21 protein-coding genes and 1 tRNA gene are annotated in these 21,451 nt (G+C 68.0%); 8 read left to right on the top strand and 14 right to left on the bottom strand.

Annotated elements, in window-relative coordinates; all coding sequences use genetic code 11:
- The first annotated feature begins 374 nt into the window (after nt 1-374).
- Entirely contained in the window at nt 375-1,619 is a 1,245-nt protein-coding gene (locus ABIB15_RS14150) for an IS256 family transposase (protein ID WP_354479971.1), read from the top strand.
- 102 nt (nt 1,620-1,721) lie between these two features.
- A complete protein-coding gene (locus tag ABIB15_RS14155; RefSeq protein ID WP_354479974.1) occupies nt 1,722-2,378 on the top strand; it encodes a hypothetical protein in 657 nt (218 codons plus the stop codon).
- Between the two features lie 69 nt (nt 2,379-2,447).
- Here ABIB15_RS14155 and ABIB15_RS14160 read toward each other — a convergent pair whose 3' ends face one another.
- The 3 genes from ABIB15_RS14160 to ABIB15_RS14170 all read right to left on the bottom strand — a co-directional run bounded on the left by ABIB15_RS14160 (nt 2,448) and on the right by ABIB15_RS14170 (nt 4,063).
- Nucleotides 2,448-3,581 (bottom strand): tyrosine-type recombinase/integrase, encoded by a 1,134-nt coding sequence (locus tag ABIB15_RS14160; protein ID WP_354479977.1) that lies wholly within the window; start codon nt 3,579-3,581, stop codon nt 2,448-2,450.
- On the bottom strand, nt 3,578-3,784 hold the full coding sequence (locus tag ABIB15_RS14165; RefSeq protein WP_354479980.1) for a helix-turn-helix domain-containing protein: 207 nt from the start codon (nt 3,782-3,784) through the stop codon (nt 3,578-3,580). The genes ABIB15_RS14160 and ABIB15_RS14165 overlap by 4 nt, the downstream gene beginning before the upstream one ends.
- Nucleotides 3,785-3,987: 203 nt before the next feature.
- Nucleotides 3,988-4,063 (bottom strand) — tRNA-Lys (locus ABIB15_RS14170).
- Between the two features lie 81 nt (nt 4,064-4,144).
- Here ABIB15_RS14170 and bcp point away from each other — a divergent pair.
- Entirely contained in the window at nt 4,145-4,624 is a 480-nt protein-coding gene (gene bcp, locus ABIB15_RS14175) for a thioredoxin-dependent thiol peroxidase (RefSeq protein WP_354479983.1), read from the top strand.
- Nucleotides 4,625-4,769: 145 nt separating this feature from the next.
- Here the strand turns inward: bcp and ABIB15_RS14180 are convergent, their stop codons facing one another.
- The gene (locus ABIB15_RS14180) at nt 4,770-5,198 is read right to left on the bottom strand and encodes a hypothetical protein (RefSeq protein ID WP_354479986.1); all 429 of its coding nucleotides are present in this window, start codon (nt 5,196-5,198) and stop codon (nt 4,770-4,772) included.
- A 189-nt stretch (nt 5,199-5,387) separates the two neighbouring features.
- Here ABIB15_RS14180 and ABIB15_RS14185 point away from each other — a divergent pair, with 189 nt between their 5' ends.
- A complete protein-coding gene (locus ABIB15_RS14185) occupies nt 5,388-5,636 on the top strand; it encodes a WhiB family transcriptional regulator (RefSeq protein ID WP_354479989.1) in 249 nt (82 codons plus the stop codon).
- Nucleotides 5,637-5,736: 100 nt separating this feature from the next.
- Here ABIB15_RS14185 and ABIB15_RS14190 read toward each other — a convergent pair whose 3' ends face one another.
- Both ABIB15_RS14190 and ABIB15_RS14195 read right to left on the bottom strand, forming a co-directional pair.
- Nucleotides 5,737-7,230: a sensor histidine kinase gene (locus tag ABIB15_RS14190; protein WP_354479992.1), complete on the bottom strand. Its 1,494-nt coding sequence runs from the start codon at nt 7,228-7,230 to the stop codon at nt 5,737-5,739.
- A 50-nt stretch (nt 7,231-7,280) separates the two neighbouring features.
- Entirely contained in the window at nt 7,281-7,898 is a 618-nt protein-coding gene (locus tag ABIB15_RS14195) for an LON peptidase substrate-binding domain-containing protein (protein ID WP_354479995.1), read from the bottom strand.
- Nucleotides 7,899-8,010: 112 nt separating this feature from the next.
- Here ABIB15_RS14195 and ABIB15_RS14200 point away from each other — a divergent pair, with 112 nt between their 5' ends.
- Both ABIB15_RS14200 and ABIB15_RS14205 read left to right on the top strand, forming a co-directional pair.
- Nucleotides 8,011-8,505, top strand: coding sequence for an LpqB family beta-propeller domain-containing protein (locus ABIB15_RS14200; protein WP_354479998.1), 495 nt, complete (start codon nt 8,011-8,013; stop codon nt 8,503-8,505).
- Nucleotides 8,472-10,136, top strand: coding sequence for a DUF5671 domain-containing protein (locus ABIB15_RS14205; RefSeq protein ID WP_354480001.1), 1,665 nt, complete (start codon nt 8,472-8,474; stop codon nt 10,134-10,136). The genes ABIB15_RS14200 and ABIB15_RS14205 overlap by 34 nt, the downstream gene beginning before the upstream one ends.
- Here ABIB15_RS14205 and ABIB15_RS14210 read toward each other — a convergent pair.
- Together ABIB15_RS14210 and ABIB15_RS14215 are read right to left on the bottom strand one after the other, a co-directional pair.
- Nucleotides 10,084-11,337, bottom strand: a complete 1,254-nt coding sequence (locus tag ABIB15_RS14210; protein ID WP_354480004.1) for a CpaE/TadZ family protein — start codon at nt 11,335-11,337, stop codon at nt 10,084-10,086. The genes ABIB15_RS14205 and ABIB15_RS14210 overlap by 53 nt on opposite strands.
- Before the next feature lie 3 nt (nt 11,338-11,340).
- A complete protein-coding gene (locus ABIB15_RS14215; protein ID WP_354480007.1) occupies nt 11,341-11,988 on the bottom strand; it encodes a hypothetical protein in 648 nt (215 codons plus the stop codon).
- Between the two features lie 119 nt (nt 11,989-12,107).
- Here ABIB15_RS14215 and ABIB15_RS14220 point away from each other — a divergent pair, with 119 nt between their 5' ends.
- Nucleotides 12,108-12,410 (top strand): helix-turn-helix domain-containing protein, encoded by a 303-nt coding sequence (locus ABIB15_RS14220; RefSeq protein WP_354480009.1) that lies wholly within the window; start codon nt 12,108-12,110, stop codon nt 12,408-12,410.
- Here ABIB15_RS14220 and ABIB15_RS14225 read toward each other — a convergent pair.
- Nucleotides 12,386-12,988 carry a hypothetical protein gene (locus ABIB15_RS14225; protein ID WP_354480011.1) on the bottom strand — a complete coding sequence of 201 codons (603 nt, stop codon included), beginning with the start codon at nt 12,986-12,988 and terminating at the stop codon, nt 12,386-12,388. The two genes, ABIB15_RS14220 and ABIB15_RS14225, sit on opposite strands and share 25 nt — an antisense overlap.
- 164 nt (nt 12,989-13,152) lie before the next feature.
- Here ABIB15_RS14225 and ABIB15_RS14230 point away from each other — a divergent pair, with 164 nt between their 5' ends.
- Nucleotides 13,153-13,614 carry an Rv3235 family protein gene (locus ABIB15_RS14230; protein ID WP_354480014.1) on the top strand — a complete coding sequence of 154 codons (462 nt, stop codon included), beginning with the start codon at nt 13,153-13,155 and terminating at the stop codon, nt 13,612-13,614.
- A 23-nt stretch (nt 13,615-13,637) separates the two neighbouring features.
- On the opposite strand, the gene secA is transcribed toward ABIB15_RS14230, so the two are convergent.
- From secA to mtrB, 5 genes are all read right to left on the bottom strand, one after another.
- The gene (gene secA / locus ABIB15_RS14235) at nt 13,638-16,451 is read right to left on the bottom strand and encodes a preprotein translocase subunit SecA (protein ID WP_354480017.1); all 2,814 of its coding nucleotides are present in this window, start codon (nt 16,449-16,451) and stop codon (nt 13,638-13,640) included.
- Nucleotides 16,452-16,588: 137 nt separating this feature from the next.
- Complete coding sequence (hpf, locus tag ABIB15_RS14240; protein ID WP_354480020.1) at nt 16,589-17,284, bottom strand: ribosome hibernation-promoting factor, HPF/YfiA family; 696 nt, start codon at nt 17,282-17,284, stop codon at nt 16,589-16,591.
- A gap of 95 nt (nt 17,285-17,379) precedes the next feature.
- Nucleotides 17,380-18,093, bottom strand: coding sequence for a ComF family protein (locus ABIB15_RS14245; protein WP_354480023.1), 714 nt, complete (start codon nt 18,091-18,093; stop codon nt 17,380-17,382).
- Nucleotides 18,094-18,178: 85 nt separating this feature from the next.
- Nucleotides 18,179-19,855, bottom strand: a complete 1,677-nt coding sequence (locus ABIB15_RS14250) for an LpqB family beta-propeller domain-containing protein (RefSeq protein ID WP_354480024.1) — start codon at nt 19,853-19,855, stop codon at nt 18,179-18,181.
- Nucleotides 19,848-21,449 (bottom strand): MtrAB system histidine kinase MtrB, encoded by a 1,602-nt coding sequence (mtrB, locus tag ABIB15_RS14255; protein WP_354480026.1) that lies wholly within the window; start codon nt 21,447-21,449, stop codon nt 19,848-19,850. Before mtrB ends, ABIB15_RS14250 begins: the two co-directional genes overlap by 8 nt.
- Nucleotides 21,450-21,451: the final 2 nt, after the last annotated feature.

Genomic DNA, 21,451 nt, shown 5'->3' on the forward strand with positions numbered 1-21,451 from the left:
CCGCCCCCCCCCCGCGCGCCGCCCCCCCCCCCCCCCCCCCCCCCACCCACCCCCCCCCCCCCCCCCCCCCCCCCCCCCCCCCCCCCCCCCCCCGGCAGCGTGCCGCACCGTTCAGCAACCAGGCAGAAACAGTCCAGAGCCGACGGCCGAAATGGGGTTATGCCAAGCAAATGACGGGCAACTCGAGTTTCTCCACGAGAAACTCCCTTGAGAATCCGCGGAATCGCAAGGGAGAGTGATGCATCCCCTGGGACTGGTGACGTCCTCTTGAGTGGTGTGGTTTCCCGCTCTTGAGCGTTGCTTCGTCGACGCGAAGAGCCATCGTGGGATGGTCAGTGAGTAACGATCAAAGAACTCACAAAGGACACCACACGATGGCTTTAGACCAGTCGGGACTGCTGAACCTGCTGGGAGAACTCCAACTCACCGATGTCACCGACCGCATCCGCGTCGCGACCGAAACTCTCTATCAAGAACTGATCGATGCGGAGGCGACCGCATTCATCGGCGCCGCCCCGTTAGAGCGCTCCCACGACCGCACCACCCACCAAAACGGCGCCCGCCCGAGGTCCTTGTCAACGACGGCCGGGGACCTCGACCTGAAGATCCCGAAGCTGCGCGCCGGGTTGTTCTTCCCAGCCCTGCTGGAGCGGCGCCGCCGGGTCGACCAAGCGTTGTTCGCGGTCGTGATGGAGGCCTACGTCCACGGCGTCTCGACCCGGAAAGTCGACGATCTGGTCAAAGCGCTCGGTGCGGACACCGGGATTTCCAAGTCGGAAGTGTCCCGGATCTGCGCAGGCCTGGACGGTGAGTTCGCCGAGTTCCGTGACCGAACCCTCGCCGCGCAGGACTTCCCCTACGTGTTCCTCGACGCCACCTACTGCAAGGCCCGGGTCGGGCACCGGATCGTGTCCCAAGCCATCGTCGCGGCGGTTGGAGTGGCCGCTGACGGCCGCCGTGAAGTGCTCTGTTTCGACGTCGGTGACAGCGAGAACGAGGGCTTCTGGGCTAGCTTTCTGCGGTCGTTGAATACCCGCGGCCTCGACCGGGTAAAGCTAGTCATGTCTGACGCTCACACCGGCCTGAAGAAGGCCATCGGGACAGTGTTCCAGGGTGCCGGCCGGCAGAGATGCCGGGTGCATTTCATGCTCAACGTCCTCGCCGTGATCCCGAAAGGCTCCCAGGACACGGTCGCCTCGATCATCCGCACCATCTTCGCCCAGCCCGATCACGAGCATATCGAGAAGCAGTTCCGCGAGGTCACCACGATGCTCTCCCGCTCGCACCCGAAGGTCGCCGCGATGCTCGTCGACGCGCAACCCGACCTGCTCGCCTTCTCCGCATTCCCGAGGCGGCACTGGCGCCAGATCTGGTCCACGAACCCGCTCGAACGGGTGAACAAGGAGATCAAACGCCGCACCGACGTCGTCGGCGTTTTCCCCAACGCTGCCGCCCTCCTGCGCCTGGCCGGTTCGGTTCTGATCGAGCAGCACGACGAGTGGGAGGCCGGCGAACGCCGCTACTTCTCCGAGGCATCCACGCTCGAGCTGGCCACCATGAACAACCCCATCGAGGTCATCGACGAGGCGGTGATCCTGCCCGAACTCGCCGCCGCCTAAGCTAGAACAACTGACCCGCACGGTGTTGAGAAACTCCACCACTCAGCGGGCCGTGACCAGCACCACCGCGACCACATCAACGAAACCTAATAAGGGGATACGATGCGCACAGTAAAGCGATCCCCGTTTGCCGCCCTCGCAGGGTCTATCGTTTTTGCGACCACCATGTCCGCATGCGTGAGCGATGGGACAACGACGACGTCGTACTCGGCTCAGCAGAGCGTTGAACAATTTGCGGGAATCGATTTCGACTACGACCCAGTGGACTCTCCATCAGCACTCGAGGAGCAGAGTCAGCTCGTGGTGACGGGAACGATCGAGCGGGTCCAAGAAGGTCGAGTTCAGATCGTGCCCGCGAACGAGAAGATACCGGGGGTCTCGACCATCGTGCTCGTGCTGAGAGATCCGATGGTCGTGTCGGGAAGCGTCGAAGAAAACAGTGATGGCTTCGTATATGTCGAGTTGCCGAATCCGGGCGGGCAGGAAACGGATGCTTACCAAGACGGCCTGCGGGCAGGTTCTAGTGTGGTCGCGTATCTCGATCCGGCATCCGACGGGGCACCCGTTGAGGGCGTGGATACCGCAATCGCTGACTCAAAGGCGGGTCGCCCCGCTGGGCAGGCTCTCTACCTTCCCGCGGGTCCGCAGGCGCTAATCCTCCAGTATGAAAACAATGCTGTCGTCTGGCCCCTGATTGGGCAAGAACGAGACGGTGAGATAAAGGAAACGCTGCCGGGCGGGAACCTCATCGCACCTTAGAGAACCTCATCGCACCTTACTAGCGAGAACCTCCCTCGAGCGCGAGCGCGGCGGCCTCAGCCCCTCCTTCTATGCGCTCAATCTAAGTCCGATCGGTGACCTTCTCGCGGCAACCGAGGACAGTTCTGCGGCGAGGTCTATGGAGGCTGCCTGGTCGATCGTCGTGGCTACGGTCTTGCGGAATGTGTGCGGGGTGATGTCGCTCAGGTCGAGGTCCTCCCGCAGCCCCGCTGACGCGAGCACAGCGCGAAGCTGGCGGCGCAGATTGTTCGGGGAGATGAACGTGCCGTTGCGGGTGCTGAAGATCGGGTGATCGTCGGGCACGTTGCCGAGCATCGCGAGCCGTGAGCGAATGGCTTGGGCTGTGTAGCTCGGAACGGCAATGATTCGCCAGTCCTTCGAGTGTTTGACCTGAGGCTGCCGGTACAGACTGTGCCCCCTGCGCTGCACAAGTGTTCCGCTGATCGTGATCTCCGGTGGCGAGACGGTCATGTCGACGTCGCACTTGCGGATCGCCAGCGCTTCGCCGATGCGCGCAGAGGTGCCAAGGATCGTTTCGATGACGTCGGCGAGCTGACCGTCGGGCTTGGGACCGTGCACCTTCTCGCCCGTGCGCCACTTCGCCACGGCGTCGCGCAGCCGCGCAAGTTCGGCGTGATCGAGGCTGCGAATCTCCTTGCGTCCGCGCGGAACGGGCGCGGTGTCGCGCACCGGGTTCTTGCCTACCGCGTCGTGCCGCACGGCGAGATCAAAGACCAGCGCGAGCACGATCTTGGCCCGACGGGCGCGCGACGGGTGTTGGGGTGCAAGTGCCTTCAGGAACCGATCGACGCGGCCGACAGTCAGCTCCCGTAGCCGGAACTGGCCGAGCGCCGGGAGCACGACTACCTCCAGGCTGCGCTCGTAGGCATCGAGCGTCTGCGGAGCTTGCCGTCCGGTAACGCGGACCTCCTCCAGCCAGTAGCTCGCGAGGTCGCGCAGGCTGGTGTTGCGATCCAGGTCACTATCGCCCGCTGTGGCCGCTTGCTCGGCGATCTTCGCTTTGAGCGCGTTCGTGGCCTTTGTATCGCTGGTTGCCGTGGCCTGGATGCGGAGGTAGTCGCCGTCCATGTCGCGGTAGCGCGTGGTGGCCGCATACTTTGACCCGAGCTTTCTCACCGAGATCGACCCGTAGGTGCCCAGCGGCTGAACGGGGCGGCTCACGACTGCTCCTCCAGCCAGTCGATCACGTGACTCTCGGGGTAGCGCAGCGCACGCCCCACCTTGACCGCGCGAGGACCGACCTTCTGCGTGCGCCACTCGTAGAGTGTCTTGACCGGCACGCCGAGGTAGTCCGAAAGCTGCTGCACCGTAAGCAGTCGCTCAAGGCGGCTCGGCAGCTGTGCGAAGGGGCGAGGCTCGTTCATACCTCGTAGGTAGGAACGGACTCCCGGCACCACCCGGAGGTCAACGGGGAACACCCCGAAACAACCGGGTGACGAGGCCCGCGGACTGCGGGCCCGTGGGGGTTTTTGACGAGTTTCTGACGACTTGAGTGCCGCTGAGGGTATATGTGAAAACACCTGAGCCTCGTAGTTGTGAGGTAACTACGGGGCTCAGGCCCATTGACTGGTGCACCCCCTCGGACTTGAACCGAGAACCCACTGATTAAGAGTCAGTTGCTCTGCCAATTGAGCTAGGGATGCGTGCGGCCGCGGTGAATTCCGCAGCCGAGGATCAAGGTTAGCATGAGTCTCGACCGCCCCAAGACTCGCGTTGGAGACACCATGACCGATAACTCTGCCCGCCTGTCCGCCGGCACCGCCGCCCCGGAATTCACGCTCGACGGTTCCGACGGCACCCCTGTGGCGCTCGCCGATCACGCTGGCCGGAAGGTCATTATCTACTTCTACCCGGCAGCATCCACCCCCGGCTGTACGACCGAAGCCTGCGATTTCCGCGACAACCTCAACTCGCTGAAATCGGCCGGTTACCAGGTGCTCGGGGTCTCGAAGGACGGCGCCGAGGCATTGCAGAAGTTCCGCACGGAGCAGAACCTCAACTTCCCGCTGCTCAGCGACCCCGACCTCGAGGTACACAAGGCCTATGGCGCGTACGGTGAGAAGTCGCTCTACGGCAAGACGGTGACCGGGGTACTCCGCTCGACCTTCGTGATCGACGAGCAGGGCACCATCGAGCTGCCGCTGTACAACGTGAAGGCAACCGGTCACGTCGCCTCGCTGCGAAAGAAACTCGGCCTGCTCTAGTCGCGCGAGCCGCGCCGCGAGGCGCGTGACACTTCGGCAGGAGAAACGGCGACTCGCCGCCTCGCGCTGCCCCGGAACGCGGCGAGTCCGCCGAGACTCCTGCGTTACGTGTGGTGACACCGGACAGCGCACACGAAGCCGCGCTCTAGTCTCCGCGCCTCGCCGTCGCCGCCATCACGGGGCGGCTGAACAGCAGCGCGAGCACTGCCACCGCGGGAACGAGCAGGAGCCAGCCGATGTCCGTGCGCGCGAACAGGCCTTGGAAGCTTCCGATCGCGACGGCGAGCTGCAGCACCTGCATCGTTACTATTGCCCCGCGCACCCACGCGAATCCGCGCAGCGTGTTGATCGCGATGATTGAGAGCCAGAGCGTCGCGATCGCGGCAAGAACCGTGATGCCGATCGCCGCGGCATACGAATCGGGAACGTCGGTGAGGATCTCGAACAGGAGGAACGCGGTGAGCCCCGCGAGCGCGACCGCCTCGACGAGAAGGAGGCCGACGAGCGCCTTCAGCGGGGCCGATCGGAGCGGGTCGCGCGCGCTGTCGCGGGCGTCCGGGGATGGTCCGCTCACAGTGCCTTCCGATACAAAACTATTGATTTGCCATGGTCAGTATGAGAGTCTATGTGAGGTTGATTTTGAAGCTTACAAGGTCGTGAGCCCAACCTCCTCGATGTTTAACCCGCCGCTTGTCGGCCGGACATCGTCGAAAGTTCTTGGTCTCTCGACCACACGTAGCAACAAATCAAAGGAGTACCCCCCATGGATTGGCGCGACAACGCAGCCTGCCTCACGGCCGACCCCGAGCTCTTCTTCCCCGTCGGCAACACGGGACCGGCGGTCGACCAGATCGAGAAGGCGAAAATGGTCTGCGGCCGTTGCAGCGTCTCCGAACAGTGCCTTCAGTACGCGCTCGAGACGAGCCAGGATTCCGGCGTCTGGGGCGGCCTGAGCGAAGACGAGCGCCGCGCCCTCAAGCGTCGCGCCGCACGCGCCCGCCGCGCCTCCTAACACCCGCCTCGAACCCGTCGTCGGCCAGCGGCCGACGCACCGATCCGGCATCTGACCCCGCTCCGCGGGAGCCAGGTGCCGTTTCTGGTTTCTGGCCCACCTAGCGAACGGTGATCCAAGCGAGCGGAATATCGATAGTCACTTCGGTGCCGCTGCCGACCATCGTGTGCCAGTCGATCGTGCCGCCGAGTTCGCCCTGGATGAGCGTGCGGACGATTTGGGTGCCGAGCCCCGACCCGACCTTGCCCTCGGGAAGGCCGCTGCCCGTGTCGCGCACCTTGACGCTGAGCCGCTCGTCGTTCCGGTCCGCGATAATCTCGACGTCACCCTCCCGCCCGGCGAGGCCGTGCTCGACGGCGTTCGTGACGAGCTCCGTGAGCGCGAGCGCGAGCGGGGTGGCGTACTCGCTCGGCAGGTTGCCGAAGCTGCCCGTCGACTTCGGGTGCACCTTCGTGTTGTGGGTCGAGGCGACCTCGGCGATGAGCAGGAGTACGCGGTCGAACACGGCATCGAAGTCGACGTTCTGGTTGAGGCCCTCGCTGAGGGTGTCGTGCACGACGGCGATCGCCGCGACCCGGCGCATCGCCTGGTTGAGCGACTCCCGCGCCTCCTCCGACCTCGTGCGGCGGGCCTGGATGCGCAGCAGCGACGCCACCGTCTGCAGGTTGTTCTTGACCCGGTGATGGATCTCCCTGATCGTCGCATCCTTCGTGATCAGCTCGCGTTCCTGGTGCCGCAGCTCGGTGACATCCCGGCACAGCACAATCGCACCGACCCGCTCGCCGCGGTCGCGGATCGGGATCGCGCGCAGCGACACCGCCACCCCGCGCGCCTCAATGTCGGTGCGCCACGGCGCGCGGCCCGTCACGACGAGCGGCAGCGACTCGTCGATGATGACTTGGCCCTTGAGCAGCCCGGTGGCCACCTCGGCGAGGGACTCCCCCTCGAGTTCGCCGGCGAACCCCATGCGGTTGAAGGCAGACAGGCCGTTGGGGCTCGCGAAAGTCACCATGCCGTCGACGTCGAGGCGGATGAGCCCGTCGGATGCGCGGGGGGCGCCCCGGCGCGGCCCCGTCGGAGCCCCGAGGTCGGGGAAGTCCCCGGCCGCGATCATGGCGAACAGGTCGTTGGCGCACTCGTTGAAGGTCAGTTCCTGCCGGCTGGGCGTGCGCGCCTCGCTGAGATTCGTATGCCGGGTGATGATGGCGACGGGGTGCTTCGTCGTCTCGGACCCGTTGACGGCGAGCCGGCGGAGCACGGGCACCGCGCGCACCCTGGTCGGGGTCTCCTCGTACCAGTCCGGCGCCGCGGAGTCGATGATCTGGCTCGACTGGAAGGCGTCGGTGACCTGCTTGCGCCACTCGGGCTTGATGCTCTGCCCGACGAAGTCGCGGTAGAAGAGCGTCGCCGAGCTCGACGGGCGGGCGTGGGCGACCGCGACGAACGAGTCGCCGGTGGTCGGCACCCAGAGCACAATGTCAGCGAAGGCGAGGTCGGCGAGAAGCTGCCAGTCCCCGACGAGGAGGTGCAGCCATTCGACGTCGGCCTCGCTGGACCTGCCTTGCGCGAGCACGAGATCACTGAGGGTCGACACGCATTACAGCGTAACCGGCGCTGCGGGCCGTCCCGTGCGCGCAGTCGGCCTCACTCGTCGGGCCACGGCGCGCTGTAGGCCTCCGCCGCCGCGGTCGTCAACTCGAGAAGGTTGCCGAGCAGCTCCTCCATCGACGCCGAGCGCAGCAACTGCACCTGGTCGAGAGGCCCGAGCGGCGAAATTGCGGCGAGCTGCCAGGCCGCCGCAGCCGGGTCATCCGCCAGTTCCACGTCCGAGGCCCACGGCATGTCCGCGAACTCGCTCGCGAGGGCGAGAGTGCGGCGCACGGCGGACTCCGCCCGCGCGCGCAGCGGCCGGAGCGACTCGTCCCAGTCCAGGTCGGGCAGCTCCCGAATCACGGCGGTCGGGTAGGGGGACTCCTCGAGCCACTCGACAACCTCGAATCGGTGCTCGCCCTGCGCGACGAGCGCAACGACCCCCTCCTGCTCACCCAACTGCGCGATGTGCGCGAGGGTGCCGAACGCGAAGCGCTGCTCTCCCCCGCCGACCTCCTGACCGCGCTCGATCAGCACGACCCCGAACTGCGTCGACTCCTCCTCGACCATCCGTGCGAGCATCACGAGGTAGCGCTCCTCGAAAACCCGCAGGAGAAGGGGCATGTGCGGGAAGAGCACTGAGCCGAGGGGGAACATCGGTACCTGGGTCATTCCCCCAGCGAACCACGTTCCGCGCCCCGAGGACAGCCGCGGGGACGGCACCGCTCGACAGTCATGACTTTGGTCCTTGTCGAGCAGCACTCCACAAGGCCAAGCTGAGCGAATGGAGAACGATTCCGCCCCGGGTGCAGCGCCCGACGCCAATGTCTCGGCGGGTCCGCGACGGGACCGCGCCCTCTGGGCGATCGTCGCGGTCATCGCCGCTCTCGTGATCGTCGCGCTCATCGTCGTTCTGACCCGAGGCGCGCCGGCACTTCTCGACGCGGACACGCCGGAGGGAGTGGTACAGCGCTACTCGGCCGCCGTGATCGCGGGCGATGAGCGCGGCGCCGTGGAGTACCTCTCGCCTGACGTCGCCGACGACTGCGACACGTTCGACTCGGAGTCCACCGACAACGTCCGGGTGACCCTGGTGTCAACGACCCGGCGCGACGACACCGCGGACGTGCGCGTGTCGATCACGACGATCTACGAGAATGGCCCCTTCGGCATCGACGAGCAGGAGTTCCAGGAGGACTTCGACCTCGCGATGATCGACGGCGAGTGGCTGATCGAAGGCGTTCCGTGGCCACTCGACATCTGCCGGATGCTCCCGTGACCGCGGCGCAGGCCACTCCCGGCATCGCGGGAGGGGCTGGCAGGAGTGTGCGGCGCCTGATCGTCTTCGTGCTCCTCTTCGCGACCGTCACGATCGCCGCCATCGGGCTCAGCGGACTGGTCGGGCGGGTGCTGGATGCCGGCAATGAACTCGCGGTCGGGGACACCGCCGGCCTTGCCCGGGCCCTCGCGTTCACTCTCGTTGGCGGTCCCCTGGCCCTGGTGCTCTGGTGGTTCCTCTGGCGCGGATCCACCGATGCCGCCGAGCGCTCATCGGTCGCGTGGGGCCTCTACCTCGCCGCGATGTCGACGGTGTCGCTAATCACGTTCTCGACGTCGCTGCTGGCCACCGCCTCGGCTGGTGTCGACGGGCGGTGGCAGCCGCAGGCTTTCGCCTCCGGTCTCGTCTGGGCGCTCGTCTGGCTGTGGCACCAGTGGATGCGCCACCACCCGGCGAAGAGCGCGACGCAGCTCGTGGACCTCGCCCCCGTCATCGGGTACGTGTTCGGGCTCATCCTCGGGGTGGGCGGGGCCGTCACCGCGATCGGGAGTGTGCTCGATGCCGCGATCGGCGGCACGGGCGATGCGGCGATCGCGGGCTCACCCTGGTGGCAGACGACCCTGCAGGGGCTGGTCTGGGCGGCCGGCGGCAGCGCAATCTGGTGGTGGCACTGGTTCCGTGATCGCGCCGGGCTGCTCCGCTCCGGATTCGCCGCCGTCGCCCTCGTCATCGTTGCTGCTCTCGGCGCCGTCATCCTGACCCTGGGGGGTCTCGGAACGACGCTCTTCGTGCTGCTGGAACTCGCCGTCGATCGCAGCAGCTCGGTTTCTTCCATCCTCGAGCCGCTCGGGACCGCGATCGCTACGGCCGCCATCGGCTCGCTCGTCTGGGTCTACTACCGGGGTATCGCGACACGCGACACGGGCCAGATCGGTCTGGCCACGCGTCTCGTGACGTCGGGTGTGGGCCTGGCCGCGGCAGCCTCCGGGATCGGGATCATCGTCAACTCGCTGCTCGCCGCGATCGGCAGCCCGCTCGCCGAGTCCGGCGCCCGCACACTCCTGCTCGCGGGCATCAGCTCCCTCGCCGTCGGCGCACCGCTGTGGTGGGTAGCGTGGCGGCCCACCGTCCCCGTGCACACGGATGCGATCGGCGCCACCGGCCGGCGCGTGTACCTGATCGCCGTCTTCGGCCTGAGCGCCGTCGTCGCGCTCATCACCCTTCTCGTAATCGGCTACCGAGTCTTCGAGTTCACGCTCGGCGGAGCGAGCGGCGGCAGCCTGCTCGAGCGCGTCCGGGCCTCGCTCGGACTGCTCACCGCGACCGCTCTCGTGGCGGCGTACCACTTCGCGGTGTGGCGCCGGGATGCCGCCCGGATCGCCGCTATGCCGGGACGACGCCGCACCATCGGGCGCGTGCTGCTCGTCACCGGAGCCGACCCGGACCCGCTCGTGCGTGCGGTGCGTGAGGCGAGCGGCGCCGCTGTGAGCGTCTGGAGGCGTGCAGAGACGGCGACGGTTGCCCCGTCCGCGGATCGGGTCGCTGCCGCCCTCGATGGGGTCACCGGAGCTCGTGTACTCATCGTGACCGGTCCCGGCGACCTGCTCGAGGTGATCCCGCTCGCCGACTGAATGGCCCCACACGCCGTGTCGGGACCGTCGCCGCCGGCTCGGGCAGTAGGCGCGCGGCAACGAACCGTCCGATCGCGACGCGGGCCGGCGACCGCATCGAGACATCCCGCAGCGAACGACCGGTGAGCAGCGCTGTGTCGAGTGCAGGCTGGTCATTCGGCACGATCACGGGCGACGAGATCCCGCCGAAGCGCAGCAGCGCCTGGGCGACCTGCGCAGCGGGGTGCGGACCGATCGCGCCGGGCCTCACCCGGTTCATCACGACCGTGACGCGGTCGGTGAGCACGGTCTCGACGAGGTCGACGTGTGCGCGGAGGAACCGGGAGAGGCCGACCGGGTCGGCGGAGCCCACGGCGATGACGTCATCGGCCTCCCGCAGCGCGGCGATGGTGGCGGCGTTGCGCCGGGGAGCGAACAGGTCGCTGGAGATCTCCTCGTCGTTCTCGAGACTCGCCCCCGTGTCGACGACGGTGTAGTCGACCCAGTCCCGACACTCTCGCAGGGTGGCGGCGACACGGTCGCCGGACAGCTCCGGCCACCGGTTGGGCCGGCCGATGCCGGTCAACACCCAGAAGCTCCCGTGGCCGGAGAGGTAGCGCTCGCCAATGCGCTCGAGCTCGCCCCGGCTGAGGCTGTTCGCCCCGGCGAGGCGGCAGGCGGCGGCGAACCCGGGCGCCTCGTCGAGTAGTCCGAGCGCAGGCGCGATCGAACCGCTGTGGGTGTCGACGTCGGCCAGCGCGACGCTCGCCCCGGCAGCAGCGAGTTCGGCGGCGACGGCGATCGCGATGGTCGTACGCCCCGGCGAGCCGGCCGGCCCCCACACCGCGATGACCCTTCCGCGTCCGGTTCGTCGCGGCGGCGCGGCCACGGTACCGGCGATGAGGCTCTCAATCTGCGACCACGGGCCGTCCGCCTCGGCGAGTTCGTGGAGGCCGAGGGCAGCCGCATGGCGGCGCTCGGCATCCGAGGCGACCAGCGCGATGACCCGTACCCCCTCCGCGTCGCTCTCCTCGAGCAGTCTCCCGGTGAGGTACCGGTGGCCGGCGGCGACGATCGCGATATCGGCACCGCAGTCGGCGAGGATGCTGGCGAGCTCGTCGGCGCTGTCGCACCGCGCGACGGTGCCGTGTCCGTGGCGGCGCAGCTCGTCGAGGAGCCTGTCCTCGAGCACGACCGGCGCGGCGATCGCGATTCGTGCCACGGCTCACCCCCCGACCGGGAGGCTAACGGGGACCAGCGACATCGCGTCGGAGTTGGCGATCGCCTCAAGCACTGCGGCGATCCTCGACCGCGGCACGAGCATCTCCACCCCGACCTGTGCGCTGCCCACGATGAGCCCGTCGGCTTCCAACACCCGGACCACGGTCGCGGAGCCGACGAGAACCGCCGGCGGACCAAAGCCGCGCTCGTCGGTCTGCGGAGCCGACCACAGGTCGACGACCGAGCCCGATTCGACCGACTGGGGCAGGTCGCCGCGCACAGTCACGACCACGGAGGCAAGCTGCACACCCTCCGGCGCCCCGACCGCGGAGGCGGGGACAAGTTCTCCGGCCGCCACCGCGCGCGTCACGACAAGCCCGCTGTCGCCGAGCATCCCTGCGCCGACGTAGAGGTCGGCGGTGTCGCCGAGCCGCACGCTGCGCAGCGCGAGGTCATCGCCGGTCACCAGGTCCCCCGGGCTGAGGGCCGAGCGCGCCGCCCACACCTCGACGGTGCGGTCGGCGGCGGAGACGAGCCACACGACACCCGTGATGGAGGCGACGACGAGCGCGAGTCCGAGGCCGAATCGCGGGTCGAACCAGAATGATCGCGGCACCCGTTCCCGGGGCGCCGCCGGGCTGCTGCGCTTCATTCCCACCTGCTCCCTCGGATGCCGATCAGTCAGGTGTTCATCTCAGCGCTCCCAGCCGCCTCCGGGGAAAGTTATCCACAGCCCGGTTCATCGGCGGGCGCGACCCTCATAATCGTCGAATGAACGGGATCGAGAACGCCGGCGCGCTGGGCCGGTTCCTGACTCTGGCCGACACTGCCGAGCTTCTCAACATCTCGGCGCGCCAGGCCTACTCGCTCGTCCGCTCGGGAGAGCTGCCAGCCATCAAGATCGGCGCGAGCCGCCACTGGCGCATCGAGCGCAGCGTGCTGGAGTCCTACATCGACGCGAAGTACGAGGAGTCCCGCCGGATCGGGCTCTGGCACCAGGCCGAATATGCCGACCTCCCCGAGTACTCCTTCGACCCGAGGATCAGGCCTCAGAACCGCACGAGCGACAGCTGAGCGAACGGGACGAGGCGATACTGGCTCACGGCGGACTCGCGCCTGGCCGATCCCGGCTCGTGCACGGCGAGGTCGAGGTGGTCCCGCCCGACCCTGTCGATCGTTCCCGCGAGGGTCTCGTCGAGCAGGTCGAGTTCGACCGAGGTGCGGCGCCGGCACAGATCGCGCAGCACGAACCCGAGGGTGAGACGCGCCGACAGCCCGCGCTCCCGCTGTTCCGGGTCGGGGCCGGCGAGGGACTGCGCGACCTGGGAGCGAGTGAGGAGGATGCCGGAGATCGCGCCGAGCGGAACAATGCACTGGCTTCGCCTGACGCCATCGCCGACCAGGTCGGCCGAGAACCAGTCCCTGCCGATCGTGTCGGGGCGCACGTCGATGTGCCTGCCGCTCATGAGTCGAAGGCGAATCGACCAGGGCGAGTGCTTCGGCTCCGAGCCGCGGATCGCGATGATCCGATCGCGCAGCGCGAGACGTCCGAGCCGCAGCCGCTCTTCCTCCGCCCGCAGGTCGACCTCGTCGACGCTGAGCTCATGCTCGAGCTGGCCCTCGAGGTCGTCGAACAGGTCGTCCCAGCGCATTCTGTGACGCTAACCACACCGTGGCGGAGCCACCGGAGGTTATCCACAGCCCATTAGTGGGGCGTGGACAGGGGCTATGGCCGGTGAGACAGTGGCACTCTCATGTCACTCGTCCCCCGCACGGGGACGGGTTCACGCCGCCACCCGAGCGTTCGGAGCCAGCTATGAGCACTGTGTTTCCTGAGGGGCGCCCCTCCCCCGCAGAGACGTCTGCGGCCCAGGGGGCGCAGAAGGCCCGCTTCGATTCCGAGGAGTTCTTCGGGCACCAACCGGCATCCAGCTCCGCGCTTCCCGCGCCGACTCCGCTCCTGGAGAACCTCACGCGCTGCGTCATCGAGATCCTCGCTGGGGCACGGGATCTCGAGCAGATCTCCCGATGGGTCACGGATGACGTGTATCGACATCTGCTCAAGCGTGTCGTGCTGTCGGCCAGGGCCCGTCAGGCGAAGGGCCAGGCGCCCGCGAGGCCCAATTTCTCGATCGGCTCGACCTCGATCTGCGAGCCGCGCGACGGCGTCGTCGAGGCAGTCACCATCGTGCGCGGGCGCGCGAGGACCCGCGCGGTCGCCATTCGCCTCGAGGGAATGGACTCCCGCTGGAGGGCGACCGCCATCAACGTGCTGTAGCCGCCGGTGGGAGGCCGGTGGCGCTACTTACGCTTGGGCTGGGCCCGGCGCTCGGCCCGGTTGACTGGCGGCGCGCTCGCGCCTGGGGACTTCTCGCCGAACGCGCCTCGCGCCGCTGGCCGCTGTGGTCCGGAGGGAGTAGTCTGCGCCGCGTCAGCCTCGTCCGCGCCGCGCGGGGCCGTCGCCGGCGCGGTGCGCTCGATCTGGCCGCGCTGGTTGCGCACTTCGACCTCGCCCTCCACGTTCGGTGCCGAGTAGCTGAGCTTGTCGACCGGCGCAGCGGGGGCCCCGAGCCCCTTCGCGGCGACGGTGGGCACCGCGGCGGTCGCGCCGGCTGGGGAGACCTCGACCTCGAGGTTGAACAGGAAGCCAACCGTTTCTTCGCGGATCTGCGCCATCATCGACTGGTACAGGGCAAAACCCTCGCGCTGGTACTCCACGAGCGGGTCGCGCTGCGCCATCGCACGCAGGCCGATGCCGTCCTTGAGGTAGTCCATCTCATACAGGTGGTCGCGCCAGCGCCGGTCGATCACCGAGAGCACGACGCGGCGCTCAAGCTCGCGCATCGCCGGCTCCCCGAGAGACTCGGTGCGCTTCTCGTAGGCGAGCTTGGCGTCGGACATGATCTCTTCACCGAGGTAGGCGCGTGAAAGCTTGCCGCGCGATCCCGCCTCGTTGAGCACCTCGTCGACCGTGATCGAGATCGGATAGAGCGTCTTGAGCTCGGTCCACAGCGCCTCGAGGTCCCAGTCGTCGGCGTGGCCCTCGGCGGTGTGCTCGTCGATAACCTCGTTGATGACGTCGTCGAGGAACTGCTGCGTGCGGTCCTGGAGGTTGTCCCCCTCGAGGATGTGCCGACGGTCGCCGTAGATGGCCTCACGCTGGCGGTTGAGCACGTCGTCGTACTTGAGCACGTTCTTGCGGATCTCCGCGTTGCGGGACTCAACCTGGCTCTGGGCGCTGCGGATGGCGCGGCTGACGACCTTCGACTCGATCGCAAGGTCGTCGGGAACGCTGCCGCGTCCCATCAGCGACTCGGCCGCGGCCGAGTTGAACAGTCGCATCAGGTCGTCGGTGAGCGAGAGGTAGAAGCGGCTCTCGCCCGGGTCGCCCTGGCGTCCGGAGCGTCCACGCAGCTGGTTGTCGATTCGCCGGGACTCGTGGCGCTCGGTGCCGAGCACGTAGAGCCCGCCCGCCTCGACGACTTTCTCGGCCTCGGTACCGACCTCGGCCTTGACCCTGTCGAACACGGCGTCCCAGGCTGCCTCGTACTCGTCGGGGGTGTCGTTGGGGCTGAGGCCCTTGCTGTGCATCTCGGCGACGGCGAGGAACTCGGCATTGCCGCCGAGCATCACGTCGGTGCCTCGCCCGGCCATGTTGGTCGCGACCGTGACCGATCCGAGCCGCCCGGCTTGGGCGACGATCGCGGCCTCGCGGGCGTGGTTCTTGGCGTTGAGGACCTCGTGGCGGATGCCGCGCTTCGCGAGAAGCTTCGACAGGTACTCGCTCTTCTCGACGCTCGTCGTTCCGACGAGAACCGGCTGGCCCAGCTTGTGCCGGGCATCTATGTCCTCGACGACCTGCGCGAACTTCGCCTGCTCGTTCTTGTACACGAGGTCGGGCTGGTCGATCCGGATCATCGAGCGGTTCGTCGGGATCGCGACGACCCCGAGCTTGTAGGTGCTCATGAACTCGGCGGCCTCCGTCTCGGCCGTCCCCGTCATGCCCGAAAGTTTCTTGTAGAGCCGGAAGTAGTTCTGCAGGGTCACGGTCGCGAGGGTCTGGTTCTCCGCCTTCACGGCGACGCCCTCCTTCGCCTCGATCGCCTGGTGGATGCCCTCGTTGTAGCGGCGCCCCATGAGGATTCGACCGGTGTGCTCGTCGACGATGAGCACCTCGCCGTTCATGACGACGTAATCCTTGTCCTTCTTGAACAGGGCGCTGGCCTTGATCGAGTTGTTCAGGAACGAGATCAGCGGAGTATTCGCCGACTCGTAGAGGTTGTCGATGCCGAGGTAGTCCTCGACCTTCTCGATGCCGGGTTCGAGCACGCCGACGGTGCGCTTCTTCTCGTCGACCTCGTAGTCCGCGCCGGGCACGAGTTTCTTCGCGAGGCTCGCGAACTCGGTGAACCAGCGGTTGGCCTCGCCGGAGGCCGGGCCGGAGATGATCAAGGGGGTTCGGGCCTCGTCGATGAGGATCGAGTCGACCTCGTCGACGACCGCGAAGAAATGACCGCGCTGAACCATGTCCTGGGACTGCCAGGCCATGTTGTCGCGCAGGTAGTCGAAGCCGAACTCGTTGTTGGTGCCGTAGGTGATGTCAGCCGCGTACTGCTCGCGGCGCTGGGGCGGCGTCTGGCCGCTGACAATGCAGCCCGTCGTCATGCCGAGGGCGCGGAATACGCGGCCCATGAGCTCGGACTGGTAACTGGCGAGGTAGTCGTTGACCGTGATGATGTGCACTCCGCGGGAGGCGATCGCGTTGAGGTACGCCGCCGTGGTCGCGACGAGCGTCTTGCCCTCGCCGGTCTTCATCTCGGCGATGTTACCGAGGTGAAGTGCCGCACCTCCCATGAGCTGCACGTCGAAGTGGCGAAGGCCCAGGGTGCGCTTCGCGGCCTCGCGCACGGCGGCAAACGCCTCGGGCAGCAGGTCGTCGAGTGATTCGCCGCTCGAGTAGCGCTCGCGCAGCTCGACCGTCTCATTCTTCAGCTCCTCGTCGGTGAGGCCGGTGAAGTCGTCTTCGAGGTGATTAATGGCCTCCGCATAGCGATGAAGCCGACGCAGGGTTCGTCCTTCGCCGACACGAAGAACGCGCTCTAGAACATTAGCCACCGAAAAACTCCCATTGCTGTCACGTGGAGGAAAGGGTCGTGACCTTTCCGTGATGCCAGCCAATCCTAGCGAGGTCACCCTCGGGATGTCTGAAGGGCGCCGCCCGATGCCGGACGACGCCCTTCAGATGGTAGGTGTCAGCGGCTCGAATTGGCCGAGGCGCTCGCCCCCTGCAGTTCAGCGGACGCGTCATCGAGGCCGATGACGCCGTAGTCCCAGCCCTTGCGCCGGTAGACGACGCTCGGCCGGTGGGTCTCCGAGTCGATGAACAGGTAGAAATCGTGGCCGACGAGCTCCATGTGGTAAAGCGCGTCGTCGACGGTCATCGGCAGCGCCGCGAACACCTTCTTGCGAATGACAACGGGGCTCCAGTCCGGCTCTGCCTTCTCCGGCTGCTGCTCGGGCGTGACGATGTCTACGGATCCGGTGCGCACCTTCTCCAGTACTTCGGGAGCGGCCGGGGTGATGTCGACGACGCTGAACCCGCTGGCCGTCGCCTCGCGCAGCGAGGTCGGCCGGCGCTTGCCCCTGTGTACCTTGTGCCGGTCCTTAGCCCGGCGGAGTCTCTCGACGAGCTTGTCGAGGGCGAGATCGAAGGCGACGTATTTGTCCGAACCGTTCGACTCGGCACGAACGAGGGGACCAGGCCCGATGAGGGTGAGCTCGACCCGGTCGTCGCCCGAGGAGCCGTTCTTCTCGTTGTGACGAGTGACTTTGACCTCGAACGCGAGCGCCCGGTCGGCGAGATGGGCAACCTTCTCGGCCTTGTCGGTGGCGTACTCCCGGAACCGATCAGTGATTCCGAGACCCAGTCCGTTGATGGAAATTTCCATGGCGTCCTCCTCGTTCCAGTCAAACGCGCCGCCCGTGAACCAGGCGATGATCCGCGCCTCTTTCGCCCCCAACCTAGTCCTCGTTTCCCCCGTTGTCACGGTTGGCGATGCGGAGGCTTTCCCGAGTCCGGGGAAGTCGCAGGTACGGCGGGGGAGCGCAGCGGAGTAACGGCGAGGGTCACCGCACCAGTGACGATTCCTCCGCCCGCGCGGATCGCGCGCGACGCCTCGAGCAGGGTCGCGCCGGTTGTGGCGACGTCGTCGACGAGGAGGAATCGGCGACCGGCCAGCGGCTGGCTAGCGCGGAGCGATCCGGCCAGGTTCGCGCCGCGCGCCGCCCTGCCGAGCGTCTTCTGGCGCTCAGTGGCGCGCACGCTCACGAGCACACCGGCGGCCCGCGGCGCCCCAGCGCGGCGCAGCAGCAGCGCGACGGGTTCGTAGCCACGGCGACGGTACGCGGCCCTGCTCCCCGGCACCGTCGCGAGCTCGATCGGCCCGACTGAACCGGCCAGCGCGGCCGTGAGCGCGGCCGACAGCGCGTCGGCGAGCGGGCCGACTACGTCGGTGCGGCCCTGTTCCTTCATCGCCACGATCACGAGGCGCGCGGCCCCCTCGTAGCGCAGCGCGCTCGTCGTCTCCAGAGAACCGATCTCGGTGGCGAAGATCCTCGGCGCGAGCTGCGCACGGCACTGCTCGCACAGCGCGCGGTCCGCGCGCCCGCACCCGGCGCACTCCACCGGTGCCACGACCGACCACGCGTCGAGAATGCTCGAGCGCAGCGCTGCAGGCCACGCGCGGAGTGGGATCACACGCCCAGCATCCGCCCGCCGGCACCCGACCACGGCCACGGCGGCGGGGCGGGGGAATCTCGCTGGCGGAGGCCGGTGGGGAGGATTAGCGCTGGGTTGCGAGGAATCCGACCGCGCGACGCGTATCGGTCCACGAGTTGCCGCTGCGTTCGAGGATCGTGCCGCTCTCGCCGAGCGCACGCAAACCGGCGCGCCCGTTGCCGCCGACAAGAGCCGTAGCGGACGGGATGCGGCTCAGCGACGTGCGCTCGCCGCCCACCTGGTGCAGCACGACGGCACCCTCGGCCTCGTCCCCCACAAGCGTCGCGATGGAGAGCTCGTCGACCCAGCTCGCGTCGACCGCAACGCCCGACGCGGCCACCACGTCGAGGACCGGCTCGCTCAGGCTCGCGGGGAACTCGTTCGCATCGGGGTCACGGTTGATCGCCCGCACCTGCAGGCGCGGGCCAGCGGGGGTGGACGCGAAGATGGCGATACGGGCGCCGTCGCGCGACACGTCGATCGAGGCAATCTCGGCGTCGGCGGGGAGCCCTGTCTGCAAGTCGCGGAACGCGCCAGCGAAGTCGAACACGCGGATGCTGCCGGGCGCCGACAGGGACGCCGACCAGACGTGACCGTCATCGAGCGAGGGAACGGTCAGATTCCGGCGCCCGTCGAGCAGCGTCGTGCCGGGGTCGCCGGACTGGACGACCGACACGCCCTCATTGCCGAGCACGGCTGCCGTGAAGGATCCGATCGACACCGTGGCACCACGGGGGTCGGTCGCGACGATTCGCTCGCTCAGCGGCCCGATGGGGGCGGTCTCATCCCCGGAGACGTAGCCGAACGTGCCGTCGCGCAGGCCCACAGCCCGCGAGTCGACCTGCGGGTTGGATCGCGGCGCCGAGGCACCCAACTCCGCGATGTCCAGGGGGGTGCCGCCGACGGACAGGCTGACCCGACGCACGTTGGGAACGGCGGCGAGGCTCCTCGTCAGTTGCAGCTGCATGAGCTGCCGCTCCTCGAGGTCGGCCTCGAGCGCGGCGGTGGAAAGGTCGACGATCGCCACGCCCGACTGCACCTCGACGCTCGGCGCCACGAGCTTCGTCCCCTCGGGGAACGCCGTGCTCGCCGCTCCCCTCAGCCAGTCCGGCGGCCCGGCGAGCAGTGCGGACACCACGCGGAGCGCGGCGCTGCCGCTCGGGAACCAGCGCAGGTCGGGCACGAGCGCGGTGTCTGCGGGGCCGAGGAAATAGAGTACGTGCGTGTCGAAGATCGACCGGAAGGTCGCATCCGCGAGCACGATCCCGTCCGGGGACGAGTCGATCCGCCACTCGCCGTCCTCCTCCACGAACTCGAACCGTAGGGTCAACGGGACCGGCTCGCCGTTCTGCCGGTATGCGCCCGCCGAGTCGACAGTCGCCGCCGCGGTCACCGAGTATTCCATCGTTGTCGAGTCGACGGACGAGAATCGCTGCAGCGCCGTGCGCACCGTGACCCCGCTGCGCGGGTTCCACTCGTCGGCGAAGGATTGGCTGAGGAACTGGCGGGCCACCTTGAAGTCCTCCGCCGACCCGGTGAACGCCGCGACGAACCCGGCCAGGATGGCCTCCTGGTCCGCCCCCTCCGTCGGAGCAAGAGGGAAGAATTCGAAGTCGCCCGAATCCTGCTCCTCGAGTTCCTGCCCGACCGTCACATCGCCGGAGGTCGGGATGCCGACGCAGCCGGTGAGCACGAGCGCCACCAGCAGCAGCGGCAGGATCCGGCTCCCGCGCCTACGCATGGGCTTCCTCGATCCCGTCGACCGGCTCCTCCGGCGGCAGGCCAACCGGTGAGCTGGAGATCGGCACGCCACGCTCGCGCGGCAGGGTGAGCCGGAAGCAGGACCCGCGGCCCGGTTCCGACCAGACCTCGAGCCAGCCCTCGTGCAGGGTGGCGTCTTCGAGCGAGATCGCCAGGCCCAAGCCGGTGCCGCCGATCGTGCGCTGCCGGGACGGGTCGGCACGCCAGAATCGGTCGAAGACCTTCTCCACGTCGGAGGCGGCCATGCCGATGCCATAGTCGCGCACCGCGATCCCGATCGCCGTGGAATTGCTGTCGATGGTCACCACGATCGGGCGCCCCTCGCCGTGTTCGACCGCGTTTCCCAGGAGGTTGCGGAGGATGCGACGGACGCGACGCGCCTCGACCTCTGCCTCGAAATAACCGCCGGGGGCGACGAGGCGCAGGTCGGTGCCACGCTCGTCGGCGAGCGCCCCCATCGAGTCCACGGCGTCCTCGACGAGCCGCACGAGGTTGGTCGGTTCGAGATCGAGGTCGACCGCCCCGGCGTCGTACCGGCTGATCTCGAGCAGGTCGGCGAGCAGCACCTCGAAGCGTTGCACCTGCGTGTGCAGCAGCTCGGCGGTGCGCTCCGTGGCCGGGGGGAACGACTCCCGCTGGTCGTAGAGCATGTCTCCCGCGAGCCGGATCGTCGTGAGCGGCGTGCGCAGCTCGTGGGAGACGTCCGAGACGAAGCGCTGCTGCACCCGTGACAACTCGGCGAGCCGCGTGATCTGGTGTTGCAGGCTGTCCGCCATGCCGTTGAAGGATCGGGCGAGGGTCGCGACGACGTCCTCCCCTTTCTCCGGGATCCGCACCTCCAGCTGGCCGGCGGCGAGCTTTTGGCTCGTCTCGGCCGCGAGCCGCACCGGGCCGACGACGAGACGGACGACGACGTAGGTGACCGCGCCGATGAGCGCGATGAGCGCGAGTCCGCCGAGAATCAGAGTCTGCTGCACGAAGCCGAGGGTGAGCTGCGCGTCGCTCAGGTCGTAGACGAGGTACAGCTCGTAGATCCCGGCGTTCGGTACCGACAGCTGGGATCCCGCGACCAGGCCCGGTTTGCGGTCCGGCAGCATCACCGACTGCAACAGCACCTCACCCGGGCTCTCCGCGAGCTGCCCGCGCATCTCCTCGGTGACCACCTCGTCGGGAAAGTTGCGGCTGCTTGTCGGCTGCAGAACCTGCGGGGTCTGCTGGCCCGGCGTGCGCTTGAGCGCGATGCCGGTGCCGCCCGGAGTCGTCGTCGAACTGGCGATGGAATTCTGCACGCTCACACCGAGGGTCGCGAGCTCGACCGGGTCGGTCTCGTCGGTCGTCGGGGCGTCATCGAACAGTTGCTGCGCAATGAGGTTTGCCCGCGCCGCTTCGGCGTTGATCTGCTCGGTGCGCGAGGACAGGAGGTTGTCGCCGATGCTGATCGACATGTACGCGCCGATGAGCCCGACCGCGACGCTCGACAGCATGACCGTGATCGCGACCGTGCGGAACTGCAGCGACCTGCGCCAGAATCGCAGTAACCGCGGCAGGTACGTTCGCCAGCCAAGTCCCCGCATTC

Source organism: Marisediminicola sp. UYEF4 (genome assembly GCF_040546025.1).
Taxonomy (GTDB): Bacteria; Actinomycetota; Actinomycetes; order Actinomycetales; family Microbacteriaceae; genus Marisediminicola.

Coding starts and splice junctions, on each gene's coding strand:
- ABIB15_RS14150 (WP_354479971.1), top strand. CDS start 375: ATGGCTTTAGACCAGTCGGGACTGCTGAACCTGCTGGGAGAACTCCAA.
- ABIB15_RS14155 (WP_354479974.1), top strand. CDS start 1,722: ATGCGCACAGTAAAGCGATCCCCGTTTGCCGCCCTCGCAGGGTCTATC.
- ABIB15_RS14165 (WP_354479980.1), bottom strand. CDS start 3,784: ATGAACGAGCCTCGCCCCTTCGCACAGCTGCCGAGCCGCCTTGAGCGA.
- bcp (WP_354479983.1), top strand. CDS start 4,145: ATGACCGATAACTCTGCCCGCCTGTCCGCCGGCACCGCCGCCCCGGAA.
- ABIB15_RS14185 (WP_354479989.1), top strand. CDS start 5,388: ATGGATTGGCGCGACAACGCAGCCTGCCTCACGGCCGACCCCGAGCTC.
- ABIB15_RS14195 (WP_354479995.1), bottom strand. CDS start 7,898: ATGACCCAGGTACCGATGTTCCCCCTCGGCTCAGTGCTCTTCCCGCAC.
- ABIB15_RS14200 (WP_354479998.1), top strand. CDS start 8,011: ATGGAGAACGATTCCGCCCCGGGTGCAGCGCCCGACGCCAATGTCTCG.
- ABIB15_RS14215 (WP_354480007.1), bottom strand. CDS start 11,988: ATGAAGCGCAGCAGCCCGGCGGCGCCCCGGGAACGGGTGCCGCGATCA.
- ABIB15_RS14220 (WP_354480009.1), top strand. CDS start 12,108: ATGAACGGGATCGAGAACGCCGGCGCGCTGGGCCGGTTCCTGACTCTG.
- ABIB15_RS14225 (WP_354480011.1), bottom strand. CDS start 12,988: ATGCGCTGGGACGACCTGTTCGACGACCTCGAGGGCCAGCTCGAGCAT.
- ABIB15_RS14230 (WP_354480014.1), top strand. CDS start 13,153: ATGAGCACTGTGTTTCCTGAGGGGCGCCCCTCCCCCGCAGAGACGTCT.
- hpf (WP_354480020.1), bottom strand. CDS start 17,284: ATGGAAATTTCCATCAACGGACTGGGTCTCGGAATCACTGATCGGTTC.
- ABIB15_RS14250 (WP_354480024.1), bottom strand. CDS start 19,855: ATGCGTAGGCGCGGGAGCCGGATCCTGCCGCTGCTGCTGGTGGCGCTC.
- mtrB (WP_354480026.1), bottom strand. CDS start 21,449: ATGCGGGGACTTGGCTGGCGAACGTACCTGCCGCGGTTACTGCGATTC.